At 68.5% G+C, this 15,574-nt stretch carries 13 protein-coding genes and 1 tRNA gene; 5 read left to right on the top strand and 9 right to left on the bottom strand.

Annotated features, from left to right (window positions below):
* From QMZ25_RS17325 to QMZ25_RS17315, 3 genes are all read right to left on the bottom strand, one after another.
* Window positions 1-498 (bottom strand): AMIN domain-containing protein (locus QMZ25_RS17325; protein ID WP_283220026.1); only part of this gene is annotated, 498 nt, incomplete at its 3' end.
* Between the two features lie 82 nt (window positions 499-580).
* Complete coding sequence (tsaE, locus tag QMZ25_RS17320; protein ID WP_065181918.1) at window positions 581-1,063, bottom strand: tRNA (adenosine(37)-N6)-threonylcarbamoyltransferase complex ATPase subunit type 1 TsaE; 483 nt, start codon at window positions 1,061-1,063, stop codon at window positions 581-583.
* Entirely contained in the window at window positions 1,060-2,544 is a 1,485-nt protein-coding gene (locus QMZ25_RS17315; RefSeq protein WP_283220025.1) for an NAD(P)H-hydrate dehydratase, read from the bottom strand. The genes tsaE and QMZ25_RS17315 overlap by 4 nt, the downstream gene beginning before the upstream one ends.
* A 23-nt stretch (window positions 2,545-2,567) precedes the next feature.
* On the opposite strand from QMZ25_RS17315, the gene queG reads away from it, so the two are divergent.
* Window positions 2,568-3,644 (top strand): tRNA epoxyqueuosine(34) reductase QueG, encoded by a 1,077-nt coding sequence (gene queG, locus QMZ25_RS17310; protein ID WP_283220024.1) that lies wholly within the window; start codon window positions 2,568-2,570, stop codon window positions 3,642-3,644.
* A 69-nt stretch (window positions 3,645-3,713) separates the two neighbouring features.
* A complete protein-coding gene (gene xseA / locus QMZ25_RS17305) occupies window positions 3,714-5,054 on the top strand; it encodes an exodeoxyribonuclease VII large subunit (RefSeq protein WP_053520217.1) in 1,341 nt (446 codons plus the stop codon).
* Window positions 5,055-5,091: 37 nt separating this feature from the next.
* Here xseA and QMZ25_RS17300 read toward each other — a convergent pair whose 3' ends face one another.
* Together QMZ25_RS17300 and QMZ25_RS17295 are read right to left on the bottom strand one after the other, a co-directional pair.
* Window positions 5,092-5,988 carry a M48 family metallopeptidase gene (locus QMZ25_RS17300; RefSeq protein ID WP_283220023.1) on the bottom strand — a complete coding sequence of 299 codons (897 nt, stop codon included), beginning with the start codon at window positions 5,986-5,988 and terminating at the stop codon, window positions 5,092-5,094.
* An 86-nt stretch (window positions 5,989-6,074) separates the two neighbouring features.
* Window positions 6,075-7,958 (bottom strand): SUMF1/EgtB/PvdO family nonheme iron enzyme, encoded by a 1,884-nt coding sequence (locus tag QMZ25_RS17295; RefSeq protein ID WP_283220022.1) that lies wholly within the window; start codon window positions 7,956-7,958, stop codon window positions 6,075-6,077.
* A gap of 84 nt (window positions 7,959-8,042) precedes the next feature.
* Between QMZ25_RS17295 and rnd the strand changes: the two genes are divergently transcribed.
* Window positions 8,043-9,122, top strand: coding sequence for a ribonuclease D (gene rnd, locus QMZ25_RS17290; protein ID WP_053520336.1), 1,080 nt, complete (start codon window positions 8,043-8,045; stop codon window positions 9,120-9,122).
* 67 nt (window positions 9,123-9,189) lie between these two features.
* On the opposite strand, the gene QMZ25_RS17285 is transcribed toward rnd, so the two are convergent.
* Window positions 9,190-11,484, bottom strand: coding sequence for a TonB-dependent receptor (locus QMZ25_RS17285; protein WP_315974026.1), 2,295 nt, complete (start codon window positions 11,482-11,484; stop codon window positions 9,190-9,192).
* A 254-nt stretch (window positions 11,485-11,738) separates the two neighbouring features.
* Here QMZ25_RS17285 and QMZ25_RS17280 point away from each other — a divergent pair.
* Window positions 11,739-11,814, top strand: a tRNA-Ala gene (locus tag QMZ25_RS17280).
* A gap of 188 nt (window positions 11,815-12,002) precedes the next feature.
* Here the strand turns inward: QMZ25_RS17280 and QMZ25_RS17275 are convergent.
* Together QMZ25_RS17275 and QMZ25_RS17270 are read right to left on the bottom strand one after the other, a co-directional pair.
* Entirely contained in the window at window positions 12,003-12,176 is a 174-nt protein-coding gene (locus QMZ25_RS17275; RefSeq protein ID WP_164972374.1) for a hypothetical protein, read from the bottom strand.
* 109 nt (window positions 12,177-12,285) lie between these two features.
* Window positions 12,286-13,047, bottom strand: coding sequence for an SDR family oxidoreductase (locus tag QMZ25_RS17270; RefSeq protein WP_283220021.1), 762 nt, complete (start codon window positions 13,045-13,047; stop codon window positions 12,286-12,288).
* 132 nt (window positions 13,048-13,179) lie between these two features.
* On the opposite strand from QMZ25_RS17270, the gene QMZ25_RS17265 reads away from it, so the two are divergent.
* Window positions 13,180-14,019 (top strand): methylated-DNA--[protein]-cysteine S-methyltransferase, encoded by an 840-nt coding sequence (locus QMZ25_RS17265; protein WP_283220020.1) that lies wholly within the window; start codon window positions 13,180-13,182, stop codon window positions 14,017-14,019.
* Between the two features lie 89 nt (window positions 14,020-14,108).
* Here QMZ25_RS17265 and QMZ25_RS17260 read toward each other — a convergent pair whose 3' ends face one another.
* Window positions 14,109-15,134 carry an NADP-dependent oxidoreductase gene (locus QMZ25_RS17260; RefSeq protein ID WP_180875534.1) on the bottom strand — a complete coding sequence of 342 codons (1,026 nt, stop codon included), beginning with the start codon at window positions 15,132-15,134 and terminating at the stop codon, window positions 14,109-14,111.
* Window positions 15,135-15,574 lie beyond the last annotated feature (440 nt).

Below are 15,574 nucleotides of genomic sequence, written 5' to 3'. Positions count from 1 at the left end.
CAACGCCGTAGCGCGGGCGGCGTCGCTGCGCGTCTGCATGCTGGGTGCCGTCGTCTGCGTGGTCGTGGCAACCGGAGCCGGCGCCGCAGCGGCCACGCCCGGGCTGTCACCCGGCCATTCGATCACCAGCTTTGACGCCTCTCCTTCGCGCTGCATCTGCGGGCGGAACGGCGCCACGGATTCCGCAAGATCGAAAACAACACGGAAGGTGCCCGGAACCGGTTGTCCGGTGCGCACTGCCGTCACCACGCCCTGCGCAGCCGGCATCTTCAGGTTGCGCACGGCAGTGGAATCCGGGAAATCGACCACCAGCCGGTTCGGGTTGGCCAGTGACAGCGTCTTGTAGCCGCCACTGCCGACCAGCGAGATTTCCGCGCGGGTGCCGGTGGAGCCTGTATTCAGCTGTACCTGACGGACTTCACCCGCCCACGCGCTGAGGCTCGCCAGACCCAGTCCGACGGCGGCACAGATGGCGATGAGACGGTTCCCCAGGCACATGGCTCAGGATTCAATCACCGCGCTGAACGGAATGCAATACCTTTTTCCTTAATAATCCGTAACCTGCCGATCTTTGTTCTCGTCAGGCGACAGAAACAGGCCGCAAGTCTCCACCTTCGGCCAGCCGCTGCAGCCATTCCCGGCCAGCGTCGCTGAGCCCACTGAGACGCGCCCGGCGCCCCTGGCCCTCGATCTCCAGCGCCACGACCAGGTCCGTCGGCGGCAATGCGCCCGCCCCCCGTTCCGGCCACTCGACCAGCCACAGCACCGCACTGCCCTCGTCCAGGCCCAGGAAATCCAGTTCCCCGGCCTGGCCGATGCGGTACAGGTCCAGATGCCACGCCTCGCCGCCACTGGCCAGCGGATAGCGCTCGACCAGGGTGTAGGTCGGGCTGCGGATCGCACCCTGCACGCCCAGCGCACGCAGCAGCGCACGCGCGGTGGTGGATTTGCCGGCGCCGAGGTCGCCGCGCAGCTCGATCAACGCCTGCGGCGGACGCGTGGCCGCCAGCCACTGCCCGAGACGTTCGGTGGCATCGCTGTCGGCAAGGAAGTATTCGTTCATGGGGAGCGTTCCGGATTGGCCAGCCGCCGCAGGGGCGCCAGCAGGTCGGTGGGAAGCAGACCACGCGCGCCGTTGGTGGCCGCGGCGTCGCCGGCAAGCGCGTGCAGCAGGGCGCCGCCTGCTGCGGCATCGAATGCGTCCAATCCCTGCGCGCGCAGTCCAGCAATGACGCCGGTCAGCAGATCTCCCATGCCGCCGACCGCCATGCCCGGGTTGCCGGCCGCGATCAGCCGCGGCAGCCGCGCAGGTGCCGCGACTACACTGCCGGCACCCTTCAGCACCACGGTGGCGTGATAGCGCTCGGCCAGCGCCTGCGCGCTGCCGAAGCGATCGGCCTGTACCTCGGCGGTACTGCAGCCCAGCAGGCGTGCAGCCTCTCCCGGATGCGGCGTCAGGATGGCATCAGGCACCGCGTGCGGGTTCTGCGCCAGCAGATTCAGGGCATCGGCGTCGATCACCAGCGGACGCCCGCAGGCGAGCACGCTGGCATGCAGCGCACGCGCCCAGTCGTCCTGGCCAAGGCCCGGCCCGATCGCAACAACCCGTGCGCGGTCCAGCAGCGCAGGCAACGCCGCGCCATCTTCCAGCGCATGCGCCATCGCCTCGGGCAGGCGCGCAAGCATCGCCCCCACATGCTCACGACGGGTGCCGACACTGAGCAGTCCGGCACCGGCACGCAGTGCGGCCTCGGCCGCCATCACCGGTGCGCCACCACTGCCGTGGTTGCCGCCCACACACAGCACATGCCCGGACTCGCCCTTGTGGGTATTGGCCCGGCGCGGCGGCAGCAGCGCCCGCAGACGGTCGCCGACCCAGCGTTCCGCGCTGGCCGCGATGCCTTCCCGCGCCGCCTCCGGCAGGTCCAACGGCGCCAGCCGACGCTGGCCGACATGATCCAGCGCGTCGCCGGTGTACAGGCCCCGGTGGCAGACAATGAACTGCAGGGTGACCGCCGCGCGCACCGCAACGCCGGGAACGCCGCCCTGATCGGCATCGACACCGCTGGGTACATCCAGTGCCAGCACCGGCGCCGGAGAGGCGTTGAGTGCTTCGATCAGCGCCTGCGCCATGCCGGCCGGGGCCCGATCCAGGCCGAGACCGAACAGCGCATCCACGCCGACGTCGGCGACCGGCAGCTGGCCGTCGAATTCGATGCTGCTGCCGCCGGCGGCAGCGAATTCCGCCGCTGCCTGCTGCGCCAAGGGCGTTGCGGGCAGCCTGCCCGGCAGGGTGATCACCTGCACCTGGCGGCCCGCCTGCAGCGCATGGGTCGCCAGTACGTAGCCATCGCCGCCGTTGTTGCCGGCGCCAGCCACCACATACAGACTGCGGGCATCCGGCCATTGCTGCAGCAGGCACTGCCAGCCCGCCAGGCCAGCCTGCGCCATCAGGCTCCAGCCACCATCACCGGCAAGCGCCGACGCGCGGGCGTCCAGCGCGCGCGCAGCAGCGGTGTCGAACAGAAGAGAGAGATCGGGCATGCCGGGATTTTATACTGGTGCACATGTCCTCCGTCCCCGCCCCTGCCCCAGCCGACCCGGTCCAGGCCGTGCAGCGCATCCGCGAACTGGCCCGCGCACACGGTTTCCAGCGCTGCGGCATTGCCGGCATCGAGCTGGGCGAAGACGAGGCACACCTGGCCGATTGGCTGGGTCAGGGCCTGTACGGCACCATGGACTGGATGGCACGCCACGGCACGCTGCGCGCACGCCCGGCCGAACTGCTGCCGGGCACGGTGCGGGTCATTTCCGTGGGCATGGACTACAGCCACCGCGACGATACCGAAGCCTGGGCGACCCTGGCCGATCCCGGCCGCGCCTACGTGGCGCGCTACGCGCTGGGGCGCGACTACCACAAGCTGATGCGCAACCGCCTGCAGAAGCTCGCTGCGCGGATCAACGATGAAGTCGCTCCACTGGGCTACCGCGTTTTCGTCGATTCGGCACCGGTGCTGGAACGGGCCCTGGCCCGCAACGCCGGGCTCGGCTGGATCGGCAAGCACACCTGCCTGATCGATCGCCAGGGGGGCTCATGGTTCTTCATCGGCGAGATCTACATCGACCTGCCGTTGCCGGTCGACGCGCCCGCCACTGCGCACTGCGGCACCTGCACGCGCTGCATCGACATCTGCCCCACGCGCGCCATCACCGGCCCGCAGCGGCTGGATGCGCGCCGCTGCATTTCCTATCTGACCATCGAGCATGAGGGCGCGATCCCCGAGGACATGCGGCCGCTGATCGGCAATCGCATCTACGGCTGCGACGACTGCCAGCTGGTCTGCCCGTGGAACAAGTTTGCCAAGCGCACCGATGAAGCCGATTTCCGCGCACGCAACAACCTGGACACTGCGCGCCTGGATCAGCTGTTCGCCTGGGACGAGGCGGAATTCCTGCGCCGCACCGAAGGCAGCCCGATCCGTCGCAGCGGCCATGAGCGCTGGCTGCGCAACATCGCCGTGGCACTGGGCAACGCGCCGACAGCACCGCAGACCCTGGCCGCACTGCAGACCCGCATCGATGATCCCTCGCCGCTGGTGCGCGAGCACGTGCAGTGGGCGCTGGCACAGCACCGCACGACCTGAGCCGGGCGTGCCCGGCGCGCGCCAACGTGCGATCCTGAGTGCCCGCTCCACCCGCAGCGCGCCGTACCCATGCAGCCACGCAACAACGACATTCTCACTCCCAGCCAGCTCAACACGCTGGCACGCGACCTGCTGGAAGGCAGCTTCCCGGCGATCTGGGTCGAAGCCGAACTGGGGAGTGTGGCCCGCCCTGCGTCCGGGCACCTGTACTTCACCCTGAAGGACGCACGGGCACAGCTGCGTGCGGCGATGTTCCGGATGAAGGCGCAGTACCTGAAGTTCGTACCGCGCGAGGGCATGCGCGTGCTGGTGCGTGGCCGGGTGACCCTGTACGACGCACGCGGCGAGTACCAGATGGTGCTCGACCACATGGAGGAAGCCGGTGAAGGCGCGCTGCGGCGGGCGTTCGAGGAGCTGAAGGCGCGCTTGGACGCCGAAGGCCTGTTCGATCCTGCACGCAAGCGGGCGCTGCCCGCGCATGTGCGGCGGCTGGCGGTGATCACCTCGCCGACCGGCGCCGCCGTGCGCGATGTGCTGAGCGTACTGGGCCGTCGTTTCCCGCTGCTGGAGGTGGACCTGCTGCCGACCCTGGTGCAGGGCTCCAGCGCCGCCGCGCAGATCACCCGCCTGCTGCAGGCAGCCGATGCCAGTGGTCGCTACGACGTGATCCTGCTGACCCGCGGCGGCGGTTCACTGGAAGATCTATGGGCGTTCAACGACGAAGCGCTGGCGCGCGCGATCGCCGCCAGCGATACGCCGGTCGTGTCGGCCGTCGGCCACGAGACCGACTTCAGCCTGAGTGATTTTGCCGCCGACCTGCGCGCGCCGACACCGTCGGTGGCGGCCGAGCTGCTGGTCCCCGACCAGCGTGACCTGGCCCTGCGCCTGCGCCGCAATGCCGCGCGGCTGGCACAGCTGCAGCGCCACGCGGTAGGACAGGCCATGCAGCGCGCCGACCGTGCGCTGTTGCGATTGAATGCGCAGAGTCCGCAGGCCCGGCTGGACCTGTTGCGGCGCCGTCAGCTGGAGCTGGGCCGGCGGCTGCACGCGGCCTTCAACCAGCAGCAGGAGCGCCGTGCCGCGCGCCTGCGCCATGCTGCCGCGGTGCTGCGTGGCCATCATCCGCAGCGCCAGCTGGACGCGATGCAGCGTCGCCTGTCGGCCCTGCGCGGACGCCCCCATGCAGCGATGCAGCGGCTGCTGCAACGCGATGCGCTGCGCCTGCGCGGCCTGGCCCGGTCCCTGGAAGCGGTCAGTCCATTGGCCACGGTGGCACGCGGTTACAGCATCGTGACCCGTGCCGATGATGGTGCACTGGTACGACAGGTTGAACAGGTCCAGCCCGGCGACGCACTGCAGGCACGCGTGGGCGACGGCGTCATCGACGTGCAGGTCACCTCGGTCAGGTAATGGAGGGCGGCCAAGGCGCAGCCAGGCGCGCGCCTTCCTACCTGGCCGCCTCGCAGAACTGCTTCCGGTACTCCAGCGCCTTCGGCATCAGTGCCTGCAGATTCTGGATCCGGGTTCCCGGGTTGGGATGGGTGGAGGCAAACTCCGGCGGCGACTGACCACCACTGGCCTGGCCCATCCGCTGCCACAGCGGCACCGCTTCGCGCGGATCGAAACAGGCAGCCGCAGCCAGCATCAGCCCCACCTCATCGGCCTGGGTCTCGTGGCCGCGTGCGTAGGGCAGCAGATAGCCATAACCCATCGCCGACATCACCATCTGCTGCTGCTGCGCATCCATGCCACTGGCAGCCCCGGCCATCTGCCCGATCTGGGTCAGCTTCTGCTGTGCCATGCGCTGCGCTCCATGGCGCAGCAGCGCATGGGCGATCTCATGCCCCATCACCACCGCCATCGCATCCTTGGTCCGCGCCACCGGCACCAGACCGGTATAGACCGCCATCTTCCCGCCCGGCAGGCAGAAGGCGTTGGCCTGCTCGGAGGGGATCACGTTCACCTCCCACTGGAAGCTGCGCGCGAAATGGGCCGGCTCCACGCCATGCTCCCGCGCCAATGCGGTCTCCACCACATCGACCTTGGCGATCAACCGCTCGGCAATCGCACGCACGTCACGCGAGATCTGCGCGTTCGGGTCCAGTGGCCGCTCCTGCGCCAGGATCTGCTGGTAGGCCTGCAGGCCCAGCGCGGTTTCCTGCTGGGCATCCAGGCTGCTGTCGATCATGACCTTCTCGCCGGTATAGGGATCGACCGTCCGGTTCGAAAACCAGTAAAAGGCCGCGTAACCCGCCGCCAGCAGCAGTACCCACCAGCGGATGTTGCCGAACAGGCCACGCCGCTGCGGGCCCTGCGGCGAGCGGGAAAATGGGTCGTTGCGCATGCGGTGGTCTTCCGGCTGGCCCCGCCGGCCGGCGGGCACGGCGCAATCTTAGTGTGCCGGAGCCCGCGCCGGGTGAAGCCGGCCGCTCAGATGCCGCGTACCAGGCGGAACCCGATGCGGGCGTTGGTGGTGTCCGAGTCCTGCGACTGCCGCCAGGCCGCCCGGGTCTGCTCGGGAGAGTTCGCCCAGTTGCCTCCGCGGATCACCCGCGCCCGGCAACCCGGGTTGAACCAGGCCACGCCGTCGGAGGGCGCACGCCGGTAGCTGGAATGCCAGCAGTCGGCCACCCATTCGCTGAGATTGCCGGCCATGTCGTGCAGGCCGAACGCGTTGGCCCGGAAGCTCGCCACCGGCGCAGGGCCCCACCAGCCATCGCCATAGCCGATGAACGCGTTGTGCCAATGCCGGCCAGACGGCGAGACATCCTTGCTGCCGGTGAAGTTGCCGCTGCCCGGCGGGGGCGTGCCTGCATCCCCCCAGGGATAACGGCCGCTGCTGCCGGCGCGCAGCGCATACTCGAACTCGGCCTCACTGGGCAGCCGGTAGCTGTAGCCGGTCTGCTCGGACAGCCACGCGGCATAGTTTTCCGCGTCGCGCACGCTCACATGCATCACAGGCGCGTTGCCCAGCGCGCGCGCGCCGTCGTAATCCGAGCGCCAGTCGACACCGCTGCGGCGGATGAAATTGCCGCTGCGCTCGTCATAGACCACCGAATGACCGCGACGGGTCGCGCGTGGGCGGGCATTGGTGGCTTTGACGTAGCGCTCGAAATCGCTGACGGTCACCTCGGTGATGGCCATCGCGAAACCGCGGTCAAACCGCACGTAATGCGAAGGGCGCTCGGCATCGGTGGCGCCGGGCTCGGCATCCCCTGCGCCCATCTGGAAGCCGCCATGCGGCACCACCACCATCTGCGGGCCACGCCCGCCATCGCGCATCGCGTCGCTGAACACCTGGCCGGGACGGAAGCTGCCGTAATGGGTTGCCAGATCGATGCGCTCGCGCAGCTGCGCCACGACCGCGTCGCCGGGCAGCGCGATGCGCAGTGCTTCGGCCAGCTTCTCGCGCGCAGGTTTCAGGCCCTGCGGCGTCGCCAGGTCGCGCAGGCCCTCGTCGCGCAGCTGCGCCAGGGTGTTGGCCCGGATCTGCTCGATGCGCTCGAAGGCGTCGGCGATGGTCGGAGAGGAATCACGGACCTTGCTGGCTTCGGCCAGCCAGGTGCCGGCACTGGCGAAGTCACGGCGGCGGGCGGCCTCCTCGGCACGCCGGATCAGGCCGCTCTCCGCCGCAGCAAGGCCCTGGCGTGCGCGGCGGTTGCCCTCGTCAAGCGCCAACGCCTCGCGGAAACTGCCGATCGCGCCGTCACCGTCCTCGCCGATCCGGTCCGCGCGCAGGTCCTCCTCGCCGGCCCGGTTGTAGGCCACCACGCGTTGCGCGATCTCCACCCGCGCCTGCAGGGCACGCACCTTTTCATCGTCAGGGGCCAGGGTCAGCAACACCAGCGCCTGGCGTCCCGCTTCGGCCAGCGCCTCGCGCTGCTGCAGCGGCCGCACCAGCAAGGCATCGGTCTGCTGCAGCAGGCGCTGGCGGGCACGCTGCAGACCAGCACGGGCCTGGCGGTCGTCAGGCACCTCCTCCTGCACCGCCAGCCACAGCGGGATGGCGGCATCGCCATCCTCGTACAGCCGATCCTGGCCAAACGCCTGCTCGGCGGCCCTGCGCAGCTGCGCCAGGCTGCGCCCCTCCCGATCGACACGGGGCGGCGTCCACTGCTGCACGTCTTCGGCCGCATCCTGACCGGCGATGGTCACGCTGCCCTGCACCGCCGGCCGATCCTCCGGCGCCGGCGGCGATGCCGCCTGGCCGGAACCCTCGCCGGCCTTGCCTGCCGGTATCGGCGGTGACGGGGTGCAGGCGACCAGAGCCAGGGCCAGGCTGGCGCACAGCGCGGACGACAGCGGAAAACGCAAGCAGAGCCTCCTTCGGCACGGACGCGGACCGACGTTAGGCTATTCTCCCCTGCCTGAGCAAACCCGAGTAGCAGGCCCTGACCCGTGGCAATCTGGATCACCACCCCCGCCGAGCTGGATGCGTACTACCAGCAGCGTCCCACCCGCATCGGTCTGGACACCGAATTCATCCGTGAACGCACCTTCTGGCCGCAACTGGCGCTGGTGCAGATGGCGGTCGGCGAGGACATCCTGCTGATCGATCCGCTGATTCCCGGCATGCCCGAAGCACTGGCCCCCTGGCTGACCGATACGTCGATCATCAAGGTGATGCACAGCGCCAGCGAGGATCTGGTGGCCTTCAAATGGACCTGCGGCGTGCTGCCACGACCGCTGTTCGATACCCAGATCGGCGCGGCGCTGGCCGGCATCGGTGCCGGCATGGGCTACCAGAAGCTGGTGCAGGAGATCACCGGCGTGACCCTGGCCAAGGGCGAGACCCGCTCGGACTGGATGCGCCGCCCGCTCTCCGAGTCGCAGCTGCAGTATGCCGCCGATGACGTCGAGCACCTGTTCGCGCTGCATGACGCGATCGACGCGAGACTGCAGGCGATGGGACGCCAGCAGTGGCTGCACGACGACGCTGAACGCCTGTTGGCCAGCGTCGCCAACGATGAGGACCGCTGGCCGCACCTGTCCATGCGCTCGGCCCAGTTCCTCGATGCCGAGGCACAGCGACGCCTGCTGCGCCTGCTGCGCTGGCGCGATGTGCAGGCACGCCAGAGCGACCGGCCGCGCAGCTGGATCCTGGACAACGAACTTGCCGCCCTGCTGGCGCGCTCGCCACCGGCCGATGTCGACGCGCTCGCCAAGCTGTTCGAGCCGTTCCCGAAGGCGCCGCGCAAGCTGACAGCCGCCGTGTGGCAGGCCCTGGACACTCCGCTGGCCGACGAGCAGGACGCGCCGCTGGCAACCCAGCCCACCGACAGCAGCAAGAAGACGCTGAAGAAAATGCAGGACGCCGTGGCCGAATGCAGCCGTGAACTGGGCCTGGCGGACGGCGTACTGGCCTCGCGCAAGCACCTGGAAAGCTACCTCGAGCACCGCCAGTGGCCGTCGGCGCTGGCCGGATGGCGCCAGCAGGCGCTGGAATCGCGCCTGCAGCCATTGTTGCCGGTGCGCTGACAACCCGCTGCAGCAACGGAAAGGGGCGGCCAGGATCACCGGGCCGCCCCTTCCCGCAACCGTTCGATTACCAGTTCATGTTCAGCGACACACCCACGGTACGCGGCTCGTTGTACACCGCAGCCATGTAGTTCTCGATCACGCCCTTGAGATTCTTCTCGTTGGTGATGTTGCGTGCGAACAGCGCGACTTCATAGGCACCGTAGTTGCCGGAGTAACCGATCTTCAGGCCGCCCTCGAAGTCCCCCTTGGAGTTGAACTCCTTGCTGTCATACAGCACGAAGCTGGTATAGCCCTGCTTGTTCCAGTCGGTGGACACGAACATCGTGGCCGCGTCGCTGACCGGGAAATCGTAGCGTGCGGCCAGGTTGACGTTGTACTTCGGTGCGTTCGGCAACGGGTTGCCGTCGATCTGCGCGAAGGTGTTCGCACCCACCTTGATGGTCGGATCATCCACCGTGCACACCACCTGGCCATTCAGGCCGCAGACCTGCGCGTACACGCGCTTGTCCTTGATTTCGCTGTGCAGCAGGCTGACACCGGCGCTCAGGGTCAGGTTGGGAACCGGACGCAGTTCCATGTCCGCTTCGAAACCATACGCCTTGGCCTTGTCTGCGTTGAACAGCACGCCGTTGCCGTCCGAATCGTTGCCGTTGAGCTGGATGTCGTTGACGGTATAGGTGAACGCGGTGGCGTTCAGGCGCAGGCGGTTGTCCCACAGGCTGCTCTTCACGCCGGCCTCCCAGGACAGGATGGTCTCCGAGTCGGCGGTGGTGAAGTCGGCATTGAACACGGCCGAACGGCCCTGGATGGTGGGCCCGCGGAAACCGCGCGCCACCTTCGCATAGACGCTGACGTCCGGCGTGATCTGGTACATCGCACTCAGGTCCCAGCTGGGCGTGGTATCGGACATCCTGACGTCGGTGCGGCCCTTGTAGGTCACCACACCGGCAGCGGTGTCGGCGGTCTTCAGCAGCCGGGTGTGCTTCTCGTCGCGGGTCTGGCGCAGGCCGGCGGTCACCGTGAACCTGTCGGTGAAGGCGTAGCTGAGCTGGCCGAAACCGGCCCAGGAGGTGTTCTTGTTGCGCAGGCGTACCCAGTTGTTCGGATTGCGCGCAGCGCCCTGCAGGAACCAGGCACGCTGGTAGAAGTCGGTGGTGTCGCTGCCGTTGAAATAGAACGCGCCGGCCTGCCACTGCAACGCGCTGTCGTCATGGCTGGCCAGACGGAATTCCTGGGTCCACTGGTCCAGGTCGCGGATCCGGCCCATCGACTGGCCGTAGCCGTTGGGCACGCCGTTGACCGGATAGTTCACCGCAGCACCGCCATCGGTATCGCCACGGCTGTAACCGGAGGTGGTTTCATACGCGGTGATCGAAGTGAAGTCGATCGCGCCGAAGTCATAGCGCGCCTTCACCGAGCCACCGTAGGTCTTGTAGGCCTGCGGGTTGTTGTCGGCTTCGTCGTAGGCGACCTGGTCGCGCGGCACGTCGGTGCGGTTGGAACCCTTGGTCAGCGCACCGCGCAGGAACAGGGTCGAGGTGCCTTCGTAATCGCGCGCGTGTGCCGAGGCCAGGATCGAGAACTGCTCGCTCGGCGTCAGCAGCAGCTGGGCGCGGACGTTGCGGTCATCGAAACCGCCCATGGCGTTCTTCTTCGGGCTGACGGTGCCATCCGCACTCGGGCCGCTGTAGGTGTTGTCGACATAGTCGTCGCGATGCTGGTACAGGGCCGACACGCGGAACGAGGCGATATCGTTGATCGGACCGCCAAAGCCGCCATCGATCGACACGCTGTTGTAACTGGCGTAGCTGGCGCTGACGCGGCCGGTGTAGTCCTGCGTCGGCTTGAGCGTGTCGAACTTGACGATGCCGGCCGTGGTGTTGCGGCCGAACAGCGAACCCTGCGGGCCGCGCAGCACTTCCACCTGGTCCACGTCGTAGACCGGATTGGACTTGAGCACCACGTGCTCCAGCACCACGTCATCCTGGATGATCGACACCGGCTGGGAAGCACCCAGATAGAAATCGATGTTGCCCAGCCCGCGGATGTAGAAGCGCGGGAAGATACGACCGGTGGTGGTTTCCGCATACAGGCTCGGCACGCGGCCGGACAGCGCCAGCAGGGTGTCGTCGCCGCCGGCGGTGAAGTCGCGCATGCGCTCGCCCTGCACGACGCCCACCGACACCGGCACCTCCTGCAGGTTCTGCTCACGGTGTTCGGCGGTCACGGTGATGGTATCCAGCCCGGTGGGGGTCGGCGCACTGTCCTGCGCCGCGGCGCCGAAGCTGCCGACCAGCGCCAGGCCTGCGCAGGCCAGCGCGAGCGGATGGCGACGGAAGGAAACGAGGGAAGACGACATGCCCGACAGACGGCGGGAATCGGTATGGGAAGGCATCGAAAGCTCTGAGGAGACGTCCGGGCGGCCTGCGCGGGCCGGGCGGCGAGAAAGGGAACTGCTGCGCAGACTGGGGATTATCCTCCAAATTGTTACGATTTCGTTTCGCGCAACGGCATCGCACGAAAGCCGGCGGACTCGGCACAGTCGCCTCGGGCCACGGGCGGGCGCGTCGCTTGGCAAGGCCGACCGCCAGCGATACAATGACAGCGCACTACGGGGCCATAGCTCAGCTGGGAGAGCGCGTCGTTCGCAATGACGAGGTCAGGAGTTCGATCCTCCTTGGCTCCACCATCCACATGCCCACCAGGGCATGAAAAAGGCCGGAACTCCTGACACCCAGGGTCCGGCCTTTTTCGTTGCACGCCCCGGGCTACCGGGCAGATGAGACGCGCGACCTGCGCATGACCGAGCCCGGTGGCGACACACCCAGCATCGGGCAGCCGCTGGCTCGGGCCGAGGGCGCTTGCAGCAATGACGCGTCAGGCAGGCTCCTGCCCACCATCCTTGCGCCGTGGACTGCGCGAGTGGGTGTCACGTACCTGCTGGTCGCGCTGCCCCGGACGCTGCTTGGCGACGTCGTCCTGCTTCCGGTCCTGGCGGCTTTCCTGCACCCCCTGGCGTGGATCGGGCGTGTCCTTTTCGTGTCTGCTCATGCGTGGCTCCGCCGCCGGCGGAGGCCGGCGCTGGTGCCACGCTAGAGGTCGCCGGGTAACGGACGGGTCAGTCCGGCGCGAACGCCATGTGCAGCCGCCTGCCGTCCGCTCAGGTGCGATTGATGGATATCCCGCCGTCCACGCGCATCGCACTACCGGTCACGAAGCTGCCTTCATCGCTGGCCAGGAACAGCGCAGCGTTGGCGATCTCTTCCGGCCCGGCCAGGCGCTTGAGCGCGTGCAGCGACCGTACGAAGTCCAGCGCATCCTCGTCTGGCGCAGCCTGCCGGCCCATCTCGGTGTCGGTGCCGCCAGGCAGCAGCACGTTGCAACGCACGCCCCGTGCGCCGTACTCGGCGGCGATCACCTGGCTCAGGCCGATCAGCCCGGCCTTGCTCGAGGCGTAGGCGGCCATGCCGGGCAAGCCGACGGCATGGCCGACGATGGTGCCGACGAACACCAGCGAGCCGCCGCCCCGCGCCAGCAGGGCTGGCAACTGGGCACGCGCGGCGTGGAAGGCTGCATCGAGGTTGGTGGCCATCACCTGCCTCCAGGCGTCCACCGGAAACTCCGCAGCGGGCATGCCCGGCCCCAGCATCCCGGCGTTGTTGATCGCGATGTCCAGGCCTCCGAAGGCCCGCTGCGCCAGGTCGACCAGCACCTGTGCAGTGTCCGGGCCGGCGACATCGGCGGCATGCACCACCGCCTCGCCGCCGGCAGCGCGGATCTGATCGGCCAGCGCCTGCAACGGCTCCGGCTGCCGCGCGTTGAGCACCAGCCTTGCGCCCTCGGCGGCGAAACGCAGCGCGCAGGCGCGGCCGATGCCGGCGCTGGCACCGGTGATGAGGGCGATCTTGTCGTGCAGGCGCATGTTCGGGGTCCAGGCAGTGAAGTGGCCCCTACGATGTCGCGTCCCTGCCCCGTTGACACTCCGTTTCCGGGCCCTGCTGGCGCGTGCAGGAAACGGAGTTTCCGCCAGCGGGGCACGTGCCAGAATCGACGCATGGACACTGCCATCGCAACTACCGATGCCCGCGTCGAACGCGTCTGCCGCCACCTGCAGGCCCGTCTCGACGAACCCTCGCTGCAGGAGCTTGCCGAACTGGCGGGCTGCAGCCCGACCCGGCTGCATCGCCTGTTCAAGCAGGCCACCGGATTGACCCCGAAGCAGTATGCGGCGGCCCTGCGTGCCGATCGGCTGCGCACAGGACTGCAACAGCAGGCGCGCATCACCGATGCCTTCCACGACGCCGGCTTCGGCTCCAGCGGCCGCTTCTACGAGAACGCGCCGCGCCTGCTGGGAATGACGCCCCGGCAATGGCGCAGCGGTGGACGCGGTGAGGTGATCCATTTCGCCATCGCCGAAAGCTCGTTGGGCAGCGTACTGGTGGCCAGCAGCAGCATCGGCGTGGTGGCGATCCTGCTCGGCGACGATCCGGAGGCGCTGCTGCAGTCGTTGCAGCAACGCTTCCGCCAGGCGGAGCTGGTCGGCGCTGACAGTGGCTACGAGCAGCTGGTGGCGCAGGTGGTCGGCCTGGTCGAGGATCCGGCACGTGGCGCGACACTGCCACTGGACATCCGCGGCACAGCCTTCCAGCAGCGCGTCTGGCAGGCGCTGCAGCAGATTCCCCAAGGGCAGACCGCATCGTATGCCGACATTGCCGCGCGCATCGGCGCACCGCGCTCCAGCCGCGCGGTCGCGCGTGCCTGCGCCAGCAATCCACTGGCGGTGGCAGTGCCATGCCATCGCGTGGTGCGCCGCGATGGCGATCTGTCCGGCTATGCCTGGGGTGTGGCCCGCAAGCGCGAACTGCTGCGCCGGGAGAAAGCCGCCAACGGCTGATGCCGCCGCATCAGGACCGGTGGATGCCGACCGTGGCCGGCTCGCGCCGTGGCAGCGCCGGGCCATGCCCGGCGGACACCGGCGAGAGCTCAGTCCAGCTTCACCACCAGCTTGCCGAAGTTGCGCCCCTGCAGCAGCCCGAAGAAGGCATCCGGTGCGCTCTGCAGCCCTTCGACCACGTCCTCGCGATACTGGATGCGCCCTTCCCGCAGCCAGTGCGCCATCTCGCGCTCGAACTGCGGCCACAGGTGGTTGAAGTCGTGCACGATGAAGCCGCGAACCGTCAGCCGCTGCCGCAGGATCTGGCTGAACAATGCCGGCAGGCGATCGGGCCCGGGATGCTCGACGCCGCGCGCGTTGTAGGTGGCGATGGTGCCGCAGACCGGAATGCGGGCGAAATCGTTGAGCAGTGGCAGCACCGCGTCGAGTACGTGGCCGCCGACATTCTCGAAGTAGACGTCGATGCCGTCCGGCACGGCGGCGCGCAGCTGCGCGGCGAAATCAGCCGCGCGATGGTCCAGCGCCACATCCACGCCAAGCGATTGCAGGTAGGCACGCTTGCCATCGCCGCCGGCAATGGCGACCACGCGGGCGCCCTGCAGTTTGGCCAGCTGGGCGACGGTTGCCCCCACCGGCCCGGTCGCAGCGGCGACCACCAGCGTCTCGCCCGGCTGCAGCCGGGCGATTTCATGCAGGCTGGAATACGCGGTGAATCCCGGCATGCCATACACGCCGAGTGCCGTGCTCAGCGGCAGGCCCGCCGGGTCCAGCCGACGCCCCAGCACCTGCGCATCCAGCACCGCATGGGTCTGCCATCCACCCGGCGCCAGGAACAGCTCGCCCACCGCGATTCCCGCCGCATTCGACTGCAGCACTTCGGCGACGGTCTGCCCTTCCATCACCGCACCCACGGCAACGGGAGGCGCATAGGAAGGTCCCTCGTCCATGCGCCCGCGCATATACGGATCCAGCGACAGATAGCGGTTGCGCAGCAGCACCTGTCCTGCTGCCGGCGCCGGCAGCGGCGACTGCTCCAGGCGGAAATTGGCAGCGATCGGCGCACCCTGCGGCCGCGAGGCGAGCACGATGCGGGTGGTGGTCGGTTGATCAGCCATGGGATGGACTCTGCTGCGGACAGCATTGGACAGGAGGGGCGACAATACGCCGCGACGATCGGCGCGTGCGGCGGCGAAAACAGCGTTCCATCGCCTGCCTGATGCAACCGCGGCCGCATGCCTTGCCCCTGCATGTTTGCCGATGCGGGCGGCCCGCTGATTTCCGCTGCAGGCGACGATCCTCGCCGCCGCCGCGACCCCCCGTCTCGTCCGCCATCGACCGGCGCCGCCACCTCGGCACGACGCAGGATCAACCACTTGCGCCCGCGCAGACGGCAATGTGAAGGTTTTTTTCCAAAATGCTTGCCGAAGACAGCCGACCTCCGTAATATGCGCGTCCTTGGCAGCGACGTCGCTGCAACGAAACACGTGGCCGAGTAGCTCAGTTGGTAGAGCAGGGGATTGAAAATCCCCGTGTCGGCGGTTCGATTCCGTCCTCG

The organism is Stenotrophomonas sp. RS-48, assembly GCF_030053245.1.
In the GTDB taxonomy this organism is placed as follows: domain Bacteria; phylum Pseudomonadota; class Gammaproteobacteria; order Xanthomonadales; family Xanthomonadaceae; genus Stenotrophomonas; species Stenotrophomonas maltophilia_P.
Note: the sequence above shows the minus strand (reverse complement) of the source record. Positions and strands in the feature narration are given on the sequence as shown.

Excerpts from the sequence above, each read along its gene's own strand:
- QMZ25_RS17265 (WP_283220020.1), top strand. The coding sequence starts at position 13,180 with ATGGACACTGCCATCGCAACTACCGATGCCCGCGTCGAACGCGTCTGC.
- QMZ25_RS17315 (WP_283220025.1), bottom strand. The coding sequence starts at position 2,544 with ATGCCCGATCTCTCTCTTCTGTTCGACACCGCTGCTGCGCGCGCGCTG.
- QMZ25_RS17285 (WP_315974026.1), bottom strand. The coding sequence starts at position 11,484 with ATGTCGTCTTCCCTCGTTTCCTTCCGTCGCCATCCGCTCGCGCTGGCC.
- tsaE (WP_065181918.1), bottom strand. The coding sequence starts at position 1,063 with ATGAACGAATACTTCCTTGCCGACAGCGATGCCACCGAACGTCTCGGG.
- QMZ25_RS17260 (WP_180875534.1), bottom strand. The coding sequence starts at position 15,134 with ATGGCTGATCAACCGACCACCACCCGCATCGTGCTCGCCTCGCGGCCG.
- xseA (WP_053520217.1), top strand. The coding sequence starts at position 3,714 with ATGCAGCCACGCAACAACGACATTCTCACTCCCAGCCAGCTCAACACG.
- QMZ25_RS17275 (WP_164972374.1), bottom strand. The coding sequence starts at position 12,176 with ATGAGCAGACACGAAAAGGACACGCCCGATCCACGCCAGGGGGTGCAG.
- queG (WP_283220024.1), top strand. The coding sequence starts at position 2,568 with ATGTCCTCCGTCCCCGCCCCTGCCCCAGCCGACCCGGTCCAGGCCGTG.
- QMZ25_RS17270 (WP_283220021.1), bottom strand. The coding sequence starts at position 13,047 with ATGCGCCTGCACGACAAGATCGCCCTCATCACCGGTGCCAGCGCCGGC.
- QMZ25_RS17300 (WP_283220023.1), bottom strand. The coding sequence starts at position 5,988 with ATGCGCAACGACCCATTTTCCCGCTCGCCGCAGGGCCCGCAGCGGCGT.